Origin of the sequence: Paracoccus sp. S1E-3 (assembly GCF_013868135.1) — a bacterium.
In the GTDB taxonomy this organism is placed as follows: domain Bacteria; phylum Pseudomonadota; class Alphaproteobacteria; order Rhodobacterales; family Rhodobacteraceae; genus Paracoccus.
The window spans coordinates 1040577-1055001 of sequence record NZ_JACEMU010000004.1 but is presented as its reverse complement, the minus strand read 5'-3'; the positions used below and the strand labels follow the sequence as shown (position 1 = coordinate 1055001).

17 protein-coding genes are annotated in these 14425 nt (G+C 66.6%); 7 read left to right on the top strand and 10 right to left on the bottom strand.

Annotated elements, in window-relative coordinates; all coding sequences use genetic code 11:
* Nucleotides 1-27: 27 nt before the first annotated feature.
* Nucleotides 28-1158, bottom strand: coding sequence for an ABC transporter substrate-binding protein (locus H1S04_RS05245; protein WP_181744473.1), 1131 nt, complete (start codon nt 1156-1158; stop codon nt 28-30).
* Between the two features lie 52 nt (nt 1159-1210).
* Nucleotides 1211-2833, bottom strand: a complete 1623-nt coding sequence (locus H1S04_RS05240) for an AMP-binding protein (protein WP_181744472.1) — start codon at nt 2831-2833, stop codon at nt 1211-1213.
* A gap of 189 nt (nt 2834-3022) precedes the next feature.
* Here H1S04_RS05240 and H1S04_RS05235 point away from each other — a divergent pair, with 189 nt between their 5' ends.
* The gene (locus H1S04_RS05235) at nt 3023-3838 is read left to right on the top strand and encodes an alpha/beta hydrolase (RefSeq protein WP_181744471.1); all 816 of its coding nucleotides are present in this window, start codon (nt 3023-3025) and stop codon (nt 3836-3838) included.
* On the opposite strand, the gene H1S04_RS05230 is transcribed toward H1S04_RS05235, so the two are convergent.
* From H1S04_RS05230 to H1S04_RS05220, 3 genes are read right to left on the bottom strand one after another with little or no spacing between them, the layout of a single operon-like run.
* Complete coding sequence (locus H1S04_RS05230) at nt 3835-4878, bottom strand: hypothetical protein (RefSeq protein ID WP_181744470.1); 1044 nt, start codon at nt 4876-4878, stop codon at nt 3835-3837. The genes H1S04_RS05235 and H1S04_RS05230 overlap by 4 nt on opposite strands.
* A 51-nt stretch (nt 4879-4929) precedes the next feature.
* Nucleotides 4930-5835, bottom strand: coding sequence for an RNA polymerase sigma factor RpoH (gene rpoH, locus H1S04_RS05225; RefSeq protein WP_181744469.1), 906 nt, complete (start codon nt 5833-5835; stop codon nt 4930-4932).
* 22 nt (nt 5836-5857) lie between these two features.
* Nucleotides 5858-6901, bottom strand: coding sequence for an RluA family pseudouridine synthase (locus H1S04_RS05220; RefSeq protein WP_181744468.1), 1044 nt, complete (start codon nt 6899-6901; stop codon nt 5858-5860).
* Here H1S04_RS05220 and H1S04_RS05215 point away from each other — a divergent pair.
* Complete coding sequence (locus H1S04_RS05215) at nt 6900-7241, top strand: DUF6476 family protein (protein WP_220185090.1); 342 nt, start codon at nt 6900-6902, stop codon at nt 7239-7241. The two genes, H1S04_RS05220 and H1S04_RS05215, sit on opposite strands and share 2 nt — an antisense overlap.
* A 1-nt stretch (nt 7242) precedes the next feature.
* Here H1S04_RS05215 and H1S04_RS05210 read toward each other — a convergent pair whose 3' ends face one another.
* Complete coding sequence (locus tag H1S04_RS05210) at nt 7243-7491, bottom strand: accessory factor UbiK family protein (RefSeq protein ID WP_181744467.1); 249 nt, start codon at nt 7489-7491, stop codon at nt 7243-7245.
* Between the two features lie 110 nt (nt 7492-7601).
* Between H1S04_RS05210 and lgt the strand changes: the two genes are divergently transcribed.
* The 3 genes from lgt to pgeF are packed head-to-tail and all read left to right on the top strand — an operon-like array spanning nt 7602 to nt 10287.
* Nucleotides 7602-8465 (top strand): prolipoprotein diacylglyceryl transferase, encoded by an 864-nt coding sequence (gene lgt, locus H1S04_RS05205; protein ID WP_181744466.1) that lies wholly within the window; start codon nt 7602-7604, stop codon nt 8463-8465.
* Nucleotides 8462-9526 (top strand): class I SAM-dependent methyltransferase, encoded by a 1065-nt coding sequence (locus H1S04_RS05200; protein ID WP_181744465.1) that lies wholly within the window; start codon nt 8462-8464, stop codon nt 9524-9526. Before lgt ends, H1S04_RS05200 begins: the two co-directional genes overlap by 4 nt.
* Before the next feature lie 2 nt (nt 9527-9528).
* Nucleotides 9529-10287, top strand: coding sequence for a peptidoglycan editing factor PgeF (pgeF, locus tag H1S04_RS05195; RefSeq protein WP_181745402.1), 759 nt, complete (start codon nt 9529-9531; stop codon nt 10285-10287).
* A gap of 104 nt (nt 10288-10391) precedes the next feature.
* Here the strand turns inward: pgeF and H1S04_RS05190 are convergent, their stop codons facing one another.
* Together H1S04_RS05190 and H1S04_RS05185 are read right to left on the bottom strand one after the other, a co-directional pair.
* A complete protein-coding gene (locus H1S04_RS05190; RefSeq protein ID WP_181744464.1) occupies nt 10392-10532 on the bottom strand; it encodes a hypothetical protein in 141 nt (46 codons plus the stop codon).
* A gap of 221 nt (nt 10533-10753) precedes the next feature.
* Nucleotides 10754-11251 (bottom strand): Lrp/AsnC family transcriptional regulator, encoded by a 498-nt coding sequence (locus H1S04_RS05185; protein ID WP_181744463.1) that lies wholly within the window; start codon nt 11249-11251, stop codon nt 10754-10756.
* Between the two features lie 151 nt (nt 11252-11402).
* On the opposite strand from H1S04_RS05185, the gene trxB reads away from it, so the two are divergent.
* Together trxB and H1S04_RS05175 are read left to right on the top strand one after the other, a co-directional pair.
* Complete coding sequence (gene trxB, locus H1S04_RS05180) at nt 11403-12392, top strand: thioredoxin-disulfide reductase (RefSeq protein ID WP_181744462.1); 990 nt, start codon at nt 11403-11405, stop codon at nt 12390-12392.
* A 1-nt stretch (nt 12393) separates the two neighbouring features.
* Nucleotides 12394-12897 carry a hypothetical protein gene (locus H1S04_RS05175; protein WP_181744461.1) on the top strand — a complete coding sequence of 168 codons (504 nt, stop codon included), beginning with the start codon at nt 12394-12396 and terminating at the stop codon, nt 12895-12897.
* 3 nt (nt 12898-12900) lie between these two features.
* On the opposite strand, the gene H1S04_RS05170 is transcribed toward H1S04_RS05175, so the two are convergent.
* Both H1S04_RS05170 and H1S04_RS05165 read right to left on the bottom strand, forming a co-directional pair.
* Nucleotides 12901-13200: a hypothetical protein gene (locus H1S04_RS05170; protein ID WP_181744460.1), complete on the bottom strand. Its 300-nt coding sequence runs from the start codon at nt 13198-13200 to the stop codon at nt 12901-12903.
* Nucleotides 13197-14282, bottom strand: a complete 1086-nt coding sequence (locus H1S04_RS05165) for a hypothetical protein (protein WP_181744459.1) — start codon at nt 14280-14282, stop codon at nt 13197-13199. Before H1S04_RS05165 ends, H1S04_RS05170 begins: the two co-directional genes overlap by 4 nt.
* Nucleotides 14283-14425 lie beyond the last annotated feature (143 nt).

Here is a 14425-nt window from a genome sequence, read left to right as displayed (position 1 = left end):
CGCCCCCGGGGACGGGGGCGCCTGTGATCACATCTTGCACTCGGCCGCATAGGCGTCGGCATGGTTCTCGATCGCTGTGCCGATGATCTTGTTGGTCAGCACATCGCCTTCCTTCACCACCTCGCGGGCATAGATGGTCTGGATCGGGTGATGGTTCGGCCCGAACTTGAAAGCGCCCCGCGTGCTGTCGAATTCGGCCGCTTCCAGCGCGGCGCGGAAGGCGTCGGCATCCGAAGGCTGGGCCTTGTCCAGTGCCGAGATCAGCAGGTTGGCGGTGTCAAAGCCCTGGCTTGCGTAAAGCGAGGGCAGGCGGCCATATTCCTTCTGGAAGCTTTCGACGAAGGCCTTGTTGGTCGGATTGTCGATGTCCTTCGACCATTGCGAGGTGTTGACCGCGCCGAGTGCCGCGTCGCCCACCGCGCCCAGAATGTCCTGATCGAAGGAGAAGCCCGGCCCGATCACCGGCTTGCCGACGCCGCTGTCGGCATATTGCTTCAGGAAGGAAATCCCCATCCCGCCCGGCAGGAACAGGAACACACTGTCGGCATCGCTGGCGCGGATCTGGGCGATCTCGGCTGCGTAATCGGTCTGGCCCAGCTCGGTATAGATCTCGCCCGCCAACTCGCCCTTGTAGGTGCGTTTATAGCCGGTCAGCGCATCCTTGCCGGCCGGATAGTTTGGGGCGAGGATGAAAGTCTTCTTGTAACCGGTCTGGTTGGCCCAGGCGCCGGCGCCCTCATGCAGGTTGTCGTTCTGCCAGGCGACGTTGAAATAGTTCTTGTCGCAGCCCGCGCCCGCCAGTTGCGACGGCCCGGCATTGGGCGACAGATAGAAGACGCCCTGCGCCACCGCGCCCGGAACGACCGCCATGGCGAGGTTGGACCAGATGATGCCGGTCATTACCTCGACCTTGTCGGACTGGATCATCTTGTCGGCGATCTGCACGGCGATATCGGGCTTTTGCTGGTCGTCCTCGATCAGCACCTCGATATCGTCGCGGCCCGACTGTTTCAGCGCCAGCAGGAAGCCGTCGCGCACGTCGATGCCCAGACCCGCGCCGCCGCCCGACAGCGTGGTGATCATGCCGACCTTGACCTCGGCCGCGGCAAGGCCCGCCGACAGCGCCATCACGGCCGCAGCCATAAGCAGTTTCTTCATGGTGTTTCCTCCCAGTTTTGTTTTCTTGTTGAACAGGATGGCACGTTGCGCGTCACGCGTCATCCCGCAACCGGAAGCGCTGGATCTTGCCGGTCGAGGTCTTGGGCAGCGCCGTCACGAAGACGATCCGGCGCGGGTATTTATAGGGCGCGATGGTGGCCTTGACGTGGTCCTGCAGCAACTTGACCAGCAGATCGCCTGCCTGCGCGTCGGGGGTCAGGACGACATGGGCCTCGACGATCTGGCCGCGGGCCTCGTCGGGGGCGCCGATCACCGCGCATTCCGACACCAGCTCGTGCGCGAGCAGCGCCGCCTCGACCTCGGGTCCGGCGATGTTGTAGCCGGCGGAGAGGATGATGTCGTCGCTGCGGGCGGCGAAGTGGAAGAAACCGTCCTCGTCCTGAATGAAGCTGTCGCCGGTGATGTTCCAGCCGTCCTGCACATATTCGCCCTGCCGTTCGCCGCGCAGATAGCGGCAGCCGGTCGGGCCGCGAACCGCCAGCCTGCCGATCTGGCCGCGCGGGGCTTCGCTGCCGTCATCGGCCAGCACGCGGGCCTCGTAGCCGGTGACGGGCTTGCCGGTGCAGCCGGGGCGGTGGTCGTCGAAACGGTTCGAGATGAAGATGTGCAGCATCTCGGTCGCGCCGATCCCGTCCAGCATCGGCTTGCCGGTCCTGGCCTTCCAGGCGTCATAGATCGGGCCCGGCAGGGTTTCCCCGGCCGAGACGGCGGCGCGCAGGCTGGACAGGTCGGCGCCTTCCTCCATCGCCTGCAGCATGGCGCGGTAGGCGGTGGGGGCGGTGAAGCAGACGGTGGCGCGGTATTTCTCGATGATCTCGACCATATTGGGCGGCGAGGCGGTTTCCAGCAGCGTCGCCGCCGCGCCGAAGCGCAGCGGAAAGATCGCAAGGCCGCCCAGCCCGAAGGTGAAGGCCAGCGGCGGCGAGCCGATGAAGATGTCGTCGGGCGTGACCGACAGCACCTCGCGTGCATAGGCGTCGGCGATGATCAGCAGGTCGCGGTGGAAATGCATCGTGGCCTTGGGTTCCCCGGTCGAGCCGGAGGTGAAGGCCAGCAGCGCCACATCATCCTGCGCGGTGTCGACGGCGTCGAAGCTGACCGGCTTTTCCAGCGCCAGCCGGTCCAGTTCCGCATCGTGATTCGAGGTGCCGTCGAAGCCCACCACCTTCTTCAGGAAGCGGCTGGTCTTGGCGCAGGCGATCATTTCGTCCATCAGCCTGGTGTCGCAGAGCGCGAATTCGACTTCGGCCTTGTCGACATATTTGGCCAACTCGCCCGCGCGCAGCATCGGCATGGTGTTGATGACAACCGCACCCACCTTCGTCGCGGCCAGCCAGCAGGCGACCATGGCGGGGTTGTTGGCGGAACGAATCAGCACGCGATTACCCGGCTTTACGCCCAGATCCTCGACAAGGGCATGGGCCAGCCGGTTGGTCCAGTCGGCCAGTTCCTTATAGGTCCGGCGGCGGCCATTGCCGATCAGCGCGGTGTGATCGCCCAGGCCCTTTGCCACCATCGCATCGGTCAGTTCGACCCCCGCATTCAGGCGGTCGGGATAGGTGAAGCCGTCCAGCAGAAGATCGGGCCAGCTGTCCATGGCGGGCAGGTTGTCGCGGGTGAATGTGTCCGTGTGCCCGCTGGCGCGAAGCGTCATCTTGTTCCCTCCCAGGAATGGATCGCCGGAACAGCGTCCCCCTCGCGCGGGCTTGCCTTTTGCCCGCGACCGGCGATCTTTGGTCAGAATCGATATTTGCTCAACTGCATGAAAATTTCAATTTTGAAATTTCATACTTGAAGCTTATTTTCGGCGACCGGACGAACAGGTGATCAAAGCGGGGGAAAGATGGCGGACGCGGCAGGAATTGACTGGGAAGACGCGTTCCTGAACTCCGTTTATATCCCCGACGGTCCCGGCTATCCGGCCCGCTGGCAAGCCCGCGCGGCGGCGTTTCGGGCCGGGGCGCGGGCGCAGCTGGATATCCCTTATGGTCCCCATCCGCGTGAGCGATTCGACCTGTTCCTGCCCGAGGGGGTGCCGAAGGGGCTGGCGATCATCATCCATGGCGGCTTCTGGCTGGCCTTCGACAAGTCGGTCTGGTCCGATCTGGCGCAGGGCGCGCTGTCACAAGGGTGGGCGGTGGCCTTGCCCAGCTATAAGCTCGCGCCCGAGGAGCGGATCACCGGCATCGCCCGTCAGGTCGGGCGCGCCATCGTGGCGGCGGCCGGGCGGATCGCGGGGCCGATACGGCTGTGCGGGCACTCGGCCGGCGGGCAGATCGCCACGCGGCTGATCTGCGCCGACACCCCCCTGCCGTCCGGGATCACCACTCGGATCGAACAGGTCGTCAGCCTCAGCGGGCTGCACGACCTGCGGCCGCTGCAATTCCATTCGATGAACGACCGTCTGCGCCTTGATGCCGCGGAAGCCGCGACCGAAAGCCCGGCGCTGCTGACTCCGCTGCCGGATATCCCGGTGACGGTCTGGGTCGGCGCCGCCGAACGCCCCGAATTCCTGCGCCAGTCGGCGCTACTCTCCGAGGCTTGGGGCCGAAAGGGCCAGCAGATCCAGCTGATTGCCGAGACTGGGCGAAACCATTTCGATGTGCTCGACGGGCTGCAGGATCCCCGACACCCGCTGACCCGCGCCTTTGTCGGCTAGCCGCGATCGACGCAGATCTGCTGCAGCGCGATCCAGTCGCGCTCGGCCATGATCGGCGGATAGGGCTGAGTGCGGAACGGGTCGGCATCGGTCAGCGCGACCGGGGGAGTGGCGTTTCCGGGCAGCGTCTCGGCGTAGGGCGTGGCAGGGATGCGGGCGGCGGTGAAGCCCTGCAGCAATTGCTTGTCGGCGGGGCGCGGCGGGCTGGAGGCCAGCAGATCCTCGCCAAAGCCCTGCAGCGCATCGGGGGGCAGGGTGCCGCGGGTCAGCAGGCTCAGCACATGGGGGAAGGAGACGCGCTCCATGATCGCGCGCAGGGGATCGGTGGTCTCGGCGGTGATCCGAGCGGCCAGCAGGTGGCCGGCAAGCGCGGCCGGATCGGCCTGACCGGCGATCAGCCGGTTGTCCACGGCAATCAGGTCGCCGGGCAGCATCAGCGCCCCCTCCAGCCCGTCGCGCAGCACGGCGATGCGGGTCTTGGGCGGCAGGCCGATGCGGCGGCCAAGCCCTTGCAGCGCGGCAGCCGCTGCCGGATCGGTGCAGGGCTGGCCGGTCGAGCGCGTCATGTCGCCAAGAATCCCCAACCCGATCTGGGCGCGCTCGGCGGCGGGGGCGATGCGCACGGCATGGCTGCGCAGGGCGTCGGGCAGCCAGATGATCCCCGCCAGCACCATCGCCGCCAGCGCCGTCGCGGTCAGGCTGCCGCGCAGGCGACCCGGATGGGGGCGGCGCGCGGCGATCGCCGCCTGGACCCGGTTGATGGCGTCGATCATCCAGCGGTCGTCGATCTCCAGCGTCTCGTAGCCGGCATCTTCCGCCGTGGTGACGGGGGTATAGACCGCCGGCGTTCCACCCGGATTGACGCGTTGGATCGCCGGCAGCGACCAATGCGCCAGCGGCGCGTCGGATTTGGGATCAGACAGGATCAGCGTCGCTTCGCCGATCGAGACGACGACTTCGCGCAACTGGGCATCTGGCGCCGGGCGCCAGCTGCCCGGCGCTTCCAGCCGTTGAAACTGCCTCAGCGCGGTCGAACGCATTCCAGCCTGCCCGTGGTTTTCATCCCAGCATGGGCCGGGGCGCGGGCGTCGTCAATCGTCGGCGCCGATGCTCATGCCCTTGTCATGGGCCAGGCTGCGCATCCGGTTCTGCAGCTTCTCGAAGGCCCGGACCTCGATCTGGCGGATGCGCTCGCGCGAGACGTCGTAACGCTCGGACAGCTCCTCAAGGGTGAGGGGATCGTCGCGCAGCCGGCGCTCCATCAGGATGTCCTTCTCGCGGTCGTTCAGCGCGTCCATCGCCTGCATCAGCATGGCGCGGCGGGTGTCCATCTCCTCGGATTCGGCGTAGGCTTCGGCCTGATTGGCGTCCTCATCCTCCAGCCAGTCCTGCCATTGCGCCGTCGATTCGCCGTCCCCTGACCCGACCGTCGCATTCAGCGAGGCATCCGCGCCCGCCATCCGGCGGTTCATATCGATGACTTCCTGCTCGGTGACGTTCAGGTCATTGGCGATGCGGGCGACGTTTTCGGGGCGCAGATCGCCTTCCTCCAGCGCGCCGATGCGGTTCTTGGCCTTGCGCAGGTTGAAGAACAGCTTCTTCTGTCCCGAGGTCGTGCCCATCTTCACCAGCGACCAGGACCGCAGGATATATTCCTGGATCGAGGCGCGGATCCACCACATCGCATAGGTGGCCAGCCGGAAACCCTTTTCGGGATCGAAGCGCTTCACCGCCTGCATCAGACCTACATTGGCCTCGGAAATCACCTCGGCCTGGGGCAGGCCATAGCCGCGATAGCCCATGGCGATCTTGGCGGCCAGCCGCAGGTGACTGGTCACCATCTTATGTGCGGCCTCGGCATCCTCATGATCGACCCAGGCCTTCGCCAGCATGTATTCTTCTTCCGGCTCCAGCAGCGGGAACTTGCGGATTTCCTGCAAATAGCGATTCAGCCCCTGTTCCGGGCTGGGGGCGGGGAGGGAAGTGTAATTGGCCATTTTTCTCTGTCCTCTCGCCGGATCAACGCGGGGCCGCTGCGGCAGTTCCGCGCAGCCGGTCCAGCAATTCCTGCATATCGTCGGGAAGGGGCGATGTGAATTCCAGATGCGCCCCGCTCACGGGATGGTCAAAACCAAGGCGTGCGGCGTGAAGTGCCTGACGGGGGAAATTCTGCACCGCCAAAGCCGCATCGCCGAGCGCCTTGGCAGAGGCTTTGCGCGCCCCGCCATAGGTCTGATCGCCGATCAGTCCCAGTCCCGCATGTGCCATATGGACGCGGATCTGGTGGGTCCGGCCGGTTTCCAGCCGGCATTCGACCAGCATCGCGGCGGGCGGCGCGCCGAAGCTTTCCAGCATCCGGGCGCGGGTGACGGCATGGCGGCCGCGCTCGCCATCGAAGAACACCCCCTGCCGCTGGCGGTCGGTCGGGTGGCGATCCAGCCGCGAGGTGATCTTCATCACGCCGCCCGGTTCAAAGCTGACGCCCCGCGTGCCGCGCAGCCGCGCATCGGCGGGGTCGATCACCCCGTGGCCAAGCGCCAGATAGGCGCGGTCGGCGCTATGGGCCTCGAACTGCGCGGCGAGGCCATGATGGGCGCGGTCCGATTTCGCCGCCACCAGCAGGCCCGAGGTGTCCTTGTCGATCCGGTGCACGATGCCGGGGCGCCTCTCGCCCCCGATGCCCGACAGGCTGCCCGCACAGTGATGCAGCAGCGCGTTCACCAGCGTGCCGTCGGGCGTGCCTGGCGCGGGGTGGACGACCATGCCGGCGGATTTGTCGATGACGATCAGATCCGCGTCTTCAAAGACCACGTTCAGCGGGATGTTCTGCGGCAGCGTTTCGACCGGCTCGGGATCGGGCAGGGCGATGCGCCAGACCTGACCGGGCTGCACCCGCGTCTTGGCGCCGGTGGCCGGGCCGTCGGGGCCGATGACCGCGCCCTCGGCGATCAGCTTCGACAGCCGCGACCGCGACAGGGCCGCTTCTGCTGGCACAAGATCGGCGAGCGCCTTATCAAGGCGATCACTCACACCCTCGGGAATGGTCAGGATCAATTCACTCATGGATCGCGATGTAAAGGAAGCGCCCGCCGGGGGCGAGGGGCAACCGGGTGTCCCGACCGCGCCGGAGGTGCCGCATCTGCTGTTTCTCAAGCTGATGGTCGGGGGGCTGGCGGTGGCCATGGTGTTGGGCCTGGGCGCGATCGTCGCCATCCTGTGGCTGCGGCTGAACGCGCCGATGCTGCCCGATCTGCCCGAATCGGTGAGGCTGCCCGAAGGCAGCACCGCCGAGGCCGTGACCTTCGTCCGCGACCGGCTGATCGTGGTGACCGACCAGGGCGAGGTGCTGATCTATGGGCCGGACGGCGCGTTGCAGCAGACGGTCGCGCTGGATCAGCGCTGAATCAGCCCTGCGCTTTCGCTTCCAGCGCGTCCAGACGCGCCTTCAGTTCCGCATTCTCGGTGCGGGCCTTGATGGCCATGTCGCGGACGGCGTCGAATTCTTCGCGGGTCACAAGGTTACGCTCGGCCAACCAGCGGTCGATCCAGGAATTGAAGGCATTCTCGGCCTCGGATTTCGCGCCCTGAGCGACACCCATCGCATTTGTCATCATCCGTGACATGTCGTCGAAGAACTTGTTCTGGCTGGTCATCCTGCGCTCCTGCGGGGTTCTTTGCTCCTATATGGTGCAGTCCGGCGCGGGGTTCAATGTTGACACCGGGGCTTTGGCGGCTAGCGTGCGCGGGCAATCGAAGGACCGCCATGATCCCCTTTCCCGATATCTCGCCCGAAGTTTTCGTCATCCCCATCGGCGAGCGGGGCCTGCCGATCCGCTGGTATGCTCTCGCCTATCTGGCCGGGCTGGTGCTGGGGGCGCTGGCGATCTGGCGGATGATGAAATCCGACCGGATCTGGGGTGGCGCGGCGCCGATGCCCGCATCGAAGGTCGAGGATCTGCTGACCTGGATCGTCGGGGGCGTCATTCTGGGCGGCCGGCTGGGCTTCGTGCTGTTCTATCAGCCGGGCTATTACCTGACCCATCCGCTTGAAATTCCTATGGTCTGGCGTGGTGGCATGTCGTTCCATGGCGGCTTTCTGGGGGTGGTGCTGGCTTCCTGGTGGTGGGCGCGCAGGAACGGGGTCGCGCAGCTGCGGCTGGCCGATGCGCTGGCGGTGGTGGCGCCGATCGGGCTGTTCTTCGGCCGCATCGCGAATTTCATCAATGCCGAGCTGTGGGGCCGGCCGACCGATGCGCCCTGGGGGGTGATCTTTCCCGGCGCGGCGGCCCAGAATTGCCCCGGCGTCGAGGGGCTGTGCGCCCGCCATCCCAGCCAGCTCTACGAGGCGGGGCTGGAAGGGCTGCTGCTGGGCGTGATCATGCTGGTGCTGGTCCGGCACGGCGGTTTACGCCTGCCCGGTCTGGCGCTTGGCGTCTTCCTCGCGGGTTACGGTGCGGCGCGGATCTTCGTCGAATTCTTCCGCGTGGCCGATGCGCAATTCATCACCCCTGAAAGCCCGCTGGGCCGGGTGGCGCTCGGCCTCAGCATGGGGCAGCTTCTGTCGCTGCCGATGCTGGCGGTCGGATTCTGGTTCATCATCCGCGCGCTGCGCCAACCGGCGCGATGACGCCGCTCGCTGCCCGCATCGCCGAGGAGATCCGCGCCACCGGTCCGATCAGTCTGGCGCGCTATATGGAGCTGTGCCTGCTGCATCCGCAGCACGGCTATTACAGCACCGGCGAGCCGTTCGGTGCGGCGGGCGATTTCATAACCGCACCCGAGATCAGCCAGATCTACGGCGAGTTGCTGGGCCTGTGGCTGGCGCAGGCCTGGCTGGATCAGGGCGCGCCCGCGCCCTTCACCCTGGCCGAGGCCGGGCCGGGCCGGGGCACGCTGATGGCGGATGCGCGCCGGGCGATGAAGGTGGTGCCGGGCATGACCGATGCCGCCCGGCTGTATCTGGTCGAGGCTTCGCCCCGGCTTCGGCAGCTGCAGCGCGAACGACTGGGCGCGCTGACCCATCTCGACAGCGTCGGTGATCTGCCCGAGGGGCCGCTGTTCCTGCTGGCGAATGAATTTCTTGATGCGCTGCCCATCCAGCAGTTCCAGCGTGGCCATGATGGCTGGGCCGAGCGGCTGGTCGGCCTTCAGGACGGCAAGCTCGCCTTCGGTCTTGGGCCGCCCATGACGCTCGATCTGCCGGGTGCGGAGGGCGAGGTGATCGAGCGCTGTCCCGCCGCCCCCGCCATCGTCGCCACCATCGCACGGCGAATCGCCGCAGAGGGCGGCGTGGCGCTGTTCGTCGATTATGGCGGCTGGAACGGGCGCGGCGACACGTTTCAGGCGCTGTCGGGGCACAAGCCGGTGGACCCGCTGGCCGCGCCGGGGCAGGCCGATCTGACCGCGCATGTCGATTTCGCCCCACTTGCGGCGGCAGGGGCGGCCGCGGGTTGCGCGGTCGGCTATACCACGCAGGGGGCGCTGCTGGCGGCGCTGGGGATCGAGGCGCGCGCGGCGCGTCTGGCCGCGGCGGGTGATGGCGGAGCGCCGGGGGCGGCACGACGCTTGACCCATGCCGACGAAATGGGACAGTTGTTCAAGGCGCTGGCGCTTTGGCCGCAGGGGGCGCCCGCGCCTGCGGGGTTCGAACGGGCGACCATGACACCGACATCAGATCCGAGACCATGAAATTGACGCTGGAAATTCTGGAACATCCCTTGCTGGACGGCGTCCGGCACGGCTTCTTCACGCGCAAGGGGGGCGCCAGTTCGGGGCTTTATGCCGGGCTGAATTGCGGGCGCGGCTCGAAGGATCAGCAGGACGTGGTGGCGACCAACCGCGCCCGCGTCGCCGACGCGATGGGCGTGCCGGCCGACCGGCTGGCCGGGGTCCATCAGGTGCATTCAGCTGATGTGGTGGTCATCACCGACCCTGCGCGGATCAACGCCGCCGATCAGCCAGATGCCGATGCGCTGGTGACGGCGCTGCCGGGGGTGGCGCTGTCGGTGCTGACGGCGGATTGCCAGCCGGTGCTGTTCGCCGATGCGCAGGCGGGCGTGATCGGCGCTGCCCATGCCGGTTGGAAAGGGGCGCTGTCGGGCGTGCTGGAAGCCACGGCCGAGGCCATGCGCGATCTTGGCGCGACCCGGATCCGCGCGGTGATCGGGCCGACCATCTCGCAGCGCGCCTATGAGGTGGGCTGGGATTTCATGGAAAACTTCACCGCCGAAGACCCGGAATATCAACGCTTCTTTTCCAATGGACCGGCGGACAGGCCGATGTTCGATCTGCCCGGCTTCGGCCTGTCGCGACTGCGCGCCGCCGGGGTCGAGGCCGCCTGGATCGGCCATTGCACCTATTCCGATTCCGAGCGCTTCTTTTCCTATCGCCGCAGCACCCATCAGGGCGAACCCGATTATGGGCGCCTGATCTCGGCCATCGTGCTCTGACCTTCGCCCGGCTGCGGCGCGCGCGATCCGGGTCCGGCGGGCCATCCCGTTCGCGCCGTGTAGCAGCGGGGCGAACGCGGGCCAGTCCGGCACGCTTGGGGTGGCTATGGGTATATCCGGTTCAGCCGGACCGGCGACAGGGCTTCGAACGGTGTGAAATTGGTCAGGCCGAGATCGGCACCACGCAGGCGCGCGGGTAGCAGCGGGTGGAAGGTCAGGCCCAGGGCCACGCGGTAAGGCGTCAAGTCGTTGATGAGGCGGTTCTGCTAAGTACCCGTTCCGGTGAAGTCACCGGACGCATTGGGACCGGGACGATCACTTTCATGGCCTAGGCGACGTATGGCCACGGCGGAACAGGCGGGCACGGCCAGTGGAGTGCGGCTTCCAGCGCATTCGGACCGGCCAGACGGTCCTCGGGCGTGGTCGTGGCGGCGGGGCGGTCAGCAGGACGGGCGAGGGCAGCACCTCAGGACGCCCCCGGCTGCGGTTCGAACCCGTCGAAGGGCACGCCCGGTTCGTCCTTGGCGCAGCGGATCACCAGCGAGGTCTTGACCGAGGCGACATTCGGCGCGGCGGTCAGGTCATGGGTCAGGAAATGCTGGAAGCTGGTCAGGTCGGGGGCCACGCATTTCAGGATGAAGTCGATCTCGCCGTTCAGCATGTGGCATTCGCGGACCAGCGGCCAGCCACGGGCGCGATCCTCGAAGGCGGCGAGGTCGCGTTCGGACTGGTTCTGCAGGCGGACCATGGCGAAGACCTGCACCTCGAAACCAAGGCTGCGGGGGTCGATCTCGGCGTGGTAGCCGCGGATGAAGCCCGCTTCCTCCAGCACGCGGACGCGGCGCAGACAGGGGGGCGCTGAAATGCCCACGCGACGGGCCAGTTCGACATTGGTCATGCGACCGTCGGCCTGCAGCTCGGCCAGGATCTTGCGGTCGATCTCGTCCAGCTTGGTGCCCTGCATGTCAAATCCTTCCTTGAATGATGCATGAACGTATACATCAGGCACGATCCGCGCAATATTATTTCGTGACGGTCGGGCGACACGGCGGACGATTGAAGCGACGGCCGGCCTGCACTAGCTGTAAGACGACACGGAACTACAGGAGGCCCGGATGGCCCAGCAACACCGCAAACTTCTGATTATCGGGTCGGGCCCCGCCGGCTATACCGCCGCCATCTACGCTGCCCGCGCCATGGTTGAGCCGCTTCTGGTCCAGGGCATGCAGCCCGGCGGCCAACTGACCATCACCACCGAGGTCGAGAACTGGCCGAGCCTGATCGAGATCCAGGGCCCCGAGCTGATGGTGAAGATGGAAGAACATGCCCGCGCCATGGGGGCGGAGATCAAGTTCGACACGGTGAATAAGCTGGATCTGGGGGTGCGCCCCTTCCGCGCCACCTGCGATTCGGGCGACGTGATCACGGCGGACGCGGTGATTCTGGCCACCGGCGCCCAGGCGAAATGGCTGGGTCTGCCGTCCGAGGAGAAATTCCAGGGCTTCGGCGTCAGCGCCTGCGCGACCTGCGACGGCTTCTTCTATCGCGGCAAGCAGGTGGTGGTGATCGGCGGCGGCAACACCGCGGTCGAGGAAGCCCTGTTCCTGACCAATTTCGCCAGCAAGGTGACGCTGATCCATCGCCGCAATGAATTGCGGGCCGAAAAGATCCTGCAGCAGCGGCTGATGAAGAACCCCAAGATCGAATGCGTCTGGGACAGCGAAGTGGTCGAGGTTCTGGGCGAGGACACGCCCCTTGGCGTCACCGGCATCAAGCTGCGCAACCTGAAGACCGGCGCGGAAAGCGTGCTGGATACCTCGGGCGTGTTCGTGGCCATCGGACATTCGCCGGCCTCCGAACTGGTGAAGGACCAGCTGGAACTGCATGACGGCGGTTATGTGAAAGTCGAGCCGGGCAGCACCCGCACCTCGATCCCCGGCGTGTTCGCGGCGGGCGATCTGACCGATCACATCTATCGTCAGGCCGTCACCAGCGCCGGCATGGGCTGCATGGCGGCGCTGGATGCCGAGCGTTACCTGGCCGAGCATCACGAGGCGGGAATGCCCGCCCCTGACATGGCCCAGATCGAGCCCGCGACCGCCTGACATGGCCGGCCGAGTTGTCGTTCACGACCGGATGCAACGCGGCTATGCCTATGATCTCGTGGCCCCGTCGGGCACCGGCTTTGCAGACGGCTTCACCCCCGATCTGACCCCGGCGCAGATGTTGCATCTGGGCGTGTTCGGCGGCTGCTATCTGACCGATTGCCGGGACGAGTTTCCCGGCGATTGGTTCGCGGGCGCGAAGCTGTCGCCCGGCCGACCCGATCCGAAGCTCAATTATTTCGGCATCAAGGCCAGCCAGCCACTGTCGGAATGGCGGCGCAAGGGCTGGCTGCACCCGGACGATCCGCGCGGGTGGTTTCAGTGGTATTGCCGCTACTGGCTGGGACGGCGTCACCCGGACGACGGCCGCCAGATCGGCCGCTGGCGCGCCATGCGCCGCCATGTCGCGCAGCTGCAGCGGGCCTGCGATCCGGGTGACATCTTCTGCCATCCGCGCCAGCGTCAGGCCCTGCTGCACTGGGCCTATGACAGCCGCAAGCTGTAGGCCTCAGGGCGCCTTGTAGCCCGGAGCGTCCCAGGACTTGCCGTCGCCCGGCCGGTCGTCCTTGTCCCTGCGCAGGAACCAGGCGGCTGCGAAGATGTTGTCGCTTCTGCTGAGGCGCGGCGCGATCTCCTGCATATCCTGTGGCGAATGGATCACCTGCGCCTGCGTCAGCTGCGGCAGTGCCGTCCTTGGCAGGACATAAAGCCTGCCGCCCGAACATTGCTGCGCCAGATCCAGCGCCTGCTGTTGTTCAGGGGCCTGATCGGCCCCCTCGCCGATATAGACAAGGACAGTTTCGGTCATGCGATGGGCACCTCGTCGGGTTTGCCGGGCAGGCCAGTATAGCCCAGATGCAGGCGCGTCGCGTCGCACATCGCCCAGTCGTTCGATTGCATGATGCATTTGACCCCGCCGTCCGGCGCGCAGGTGGCGCAGTTGCGGTTGGGTTCGCCGAAATGGCCCCAGGCGCCGCTGCAATTGCAGCCCGACTGGGCGTATTCGTCGGGGGCGTTGAAGATATGACCGGTCTCATGCGCGAAGACCCGGTCGATCTGATCCGGCCCCCAGCCATCATTGTCGAAATGCATCACCAGACGCGGACCGCCCAGCCGGGCGTAGGCGAAATGGCCCAGCCGATATTTGGTGAAGAAGGCGAGATAGGCCCAGTCGGTGCCATGCTTCTGGCGCAGCGCCTCAGCATAGGCGAGCGATCCCGCCTCGTCCGGCGCATAGCCCAGCTGGGCCAGGGCCGCGTCGCGCCATGGCGCCTCGTAAGCGTCGAAATCATCGCCGGAGGTGGTTTCGGGCGCGTCGACGGTCAGGATCTCGATGTCATGAACGAAGGTGACATCCTTGCGCGGGGCCTCATTGGCCAGGAAAGACAGCCCGTTCTGCACCTCGGCCACCACAAGGGTCTGGTCCTCGGTGCTGAAGGTCAGATGCGGCTGATTGCCGCTGACGATGATGAGGCCGACCGCTACCCGCCCCGTGAGCCGGGCCGACAGCGGCGCCGTGGCCAGCGGCGCAAGCCCCAGCGGCCGATCCACGACCACCGCGTGACCGGGCGGATGGATCGGGCCGGGGCCGCCCGCCACGCCGCCCTCCCAGCTCAGGCCCTGCCACGCCCGGTCGACCTTCATCGCCTGCGCGGCGGCCGAATTGCGGCGCTCGAACGCGCGCCGGCCCAATGATTCGGTCAGCGTCAGCTCGGCGCTCGGGGTGGTTTCGGGCGCGGGGGACTGGGTCACGGTGCCGGGAAAATCGGCGATCGCCAGTCGGCCATATTGATGAAAGATCGCGGCGCGACGCAGGCTGGTATGGGCTTCGGGCGCATGGCTCTGATCAGAAAAGATCAGAATTTCATTGGTCTGAAGATCGGCCGTCATGTATTCGGCTCCTCGGGTTTGAAATGGAAGGACAGTCTAGCACGGATCGGATCGGGGGCCTGTGACAATCCCGCGACGCATGGCGGCCATCTGCTCAACCCGGTTGAAACCTTCGGAATGGAGGGCTATGGCGACCCGAGTCT

What these genes read in the sequence shown, in the direction of transcription:
- H1S04_RS05245 (WP_181744473.1), bottom strand. Translation starts at nt 1,158, where the DNA reads ATGAAGAAACTGCTTATGGCTGCGGCCGTGATGGCGCTGTCGGCGGGC.
- H1S04_RS05240 (WP_181744472.1), bottom strand. Translation starts at nt 2,833, where the DNA reads ATGACGCTTCGCGCCAGCGGGCACACGGACACATTCACCCGCGACAAC.
- H1S04_RS05235 (WP_181744471.1), top strand. Translation starts at nt 3,023, where the DNA reads ATGGCGGACGCGGCAGGAATTGACTGGGAAGACGCGTTCCTGAACTCC.
- H1S04_RS05230 (WP_181744470.1), bottom strand. Translation starts at nt 4,878, where the DNA reads ATGCGTTCGACCGCGCTGAGGCAGTTTCAACGGCTGGAAGCGCCGGGC.
- rpoH (WP_181744469.1), bottom strand. Translation starts at nt 5,835, where the DNA reads ATGGCCAATTACACTTCCCTCCCCGCCCCCAGCCCGGAACAGGGGCTG.
- H1S04_RS05215 (WP_220185090.1), top strand. Translation starts at nt 6,900, where the DNA reads ATGGATCGCGATGTAAAGGAAGCGCCCGCCGGGGGCGAGGGGCAACCG.
- H1S04_RS05220 (WP_181744468.1), bottom strand. Translation starts at nt 6,901, where the DNA reads ATGAGTGAATTGATCCTGACCATTCCCGAGGGTGTGAGTGATCGCCTT.
- H1S04_RS05210 (WP_181744467.1), bottom strand. Translation starts at nt 7,491, where the DNA reads ATGACCAGCCAGAACAAGTTCTTCGACGACATGTCACGGATGATGACA.
- lgt (WP_181744466.1), top strand. Translation starts at nt 7,602, where the DNA reads ATGATCCCCTTTCCCGATATCTCGCCCGAAGTTTTCGTCATCCCCATC.
- H1S04_RS05200 (WP_181744465.1), top strand. Translation starts at nt 8,462, where the DNA reads ATGACGCCGCTCGCTGCCCGCATCGCCGAGGAGATCCGCGCCACCGGT.
- H1S04_RS05185 (WP_181744463.1), bottom strand. Translation starts at nt 11,251, where the DNA reads ATGCAGGGCACCAAGCTGGACGAGATCGACCGCAAGATCCTGGCCGAG.
- trxB (WP_181744462.1), top strand. Translation starts at nt 11,403, where the DNA reads ATGGCCCAGCAACACCGCAAACTTCTGATTATCGGGTCGGGCCCCGCC.
- H1S04_RS05175 (WP_181744461.1), top strand. Translation starts at nt 12,394, where the DNA reads ATGGCCGGCCGAGTTGTCGTTCACGACCGGATGCAACGCGGCTATGCC.
- H1S04_RS05170 (WP_181744460.1), bottom strand. Translation starts at nt 13,200, where the DNA reads ATGACCGAAACTGTCCTTGTCTATATCGGCGAGGGGGCCGATCAGGCC.
- H1S04_RS05165 (WP_181744459.1), bottom strand. Translation starts at nt 14,282, where the DNA reads ATGACGGCCGATCTTCAGACCAATGAAATTCTGATCTTTTCTGATCAG.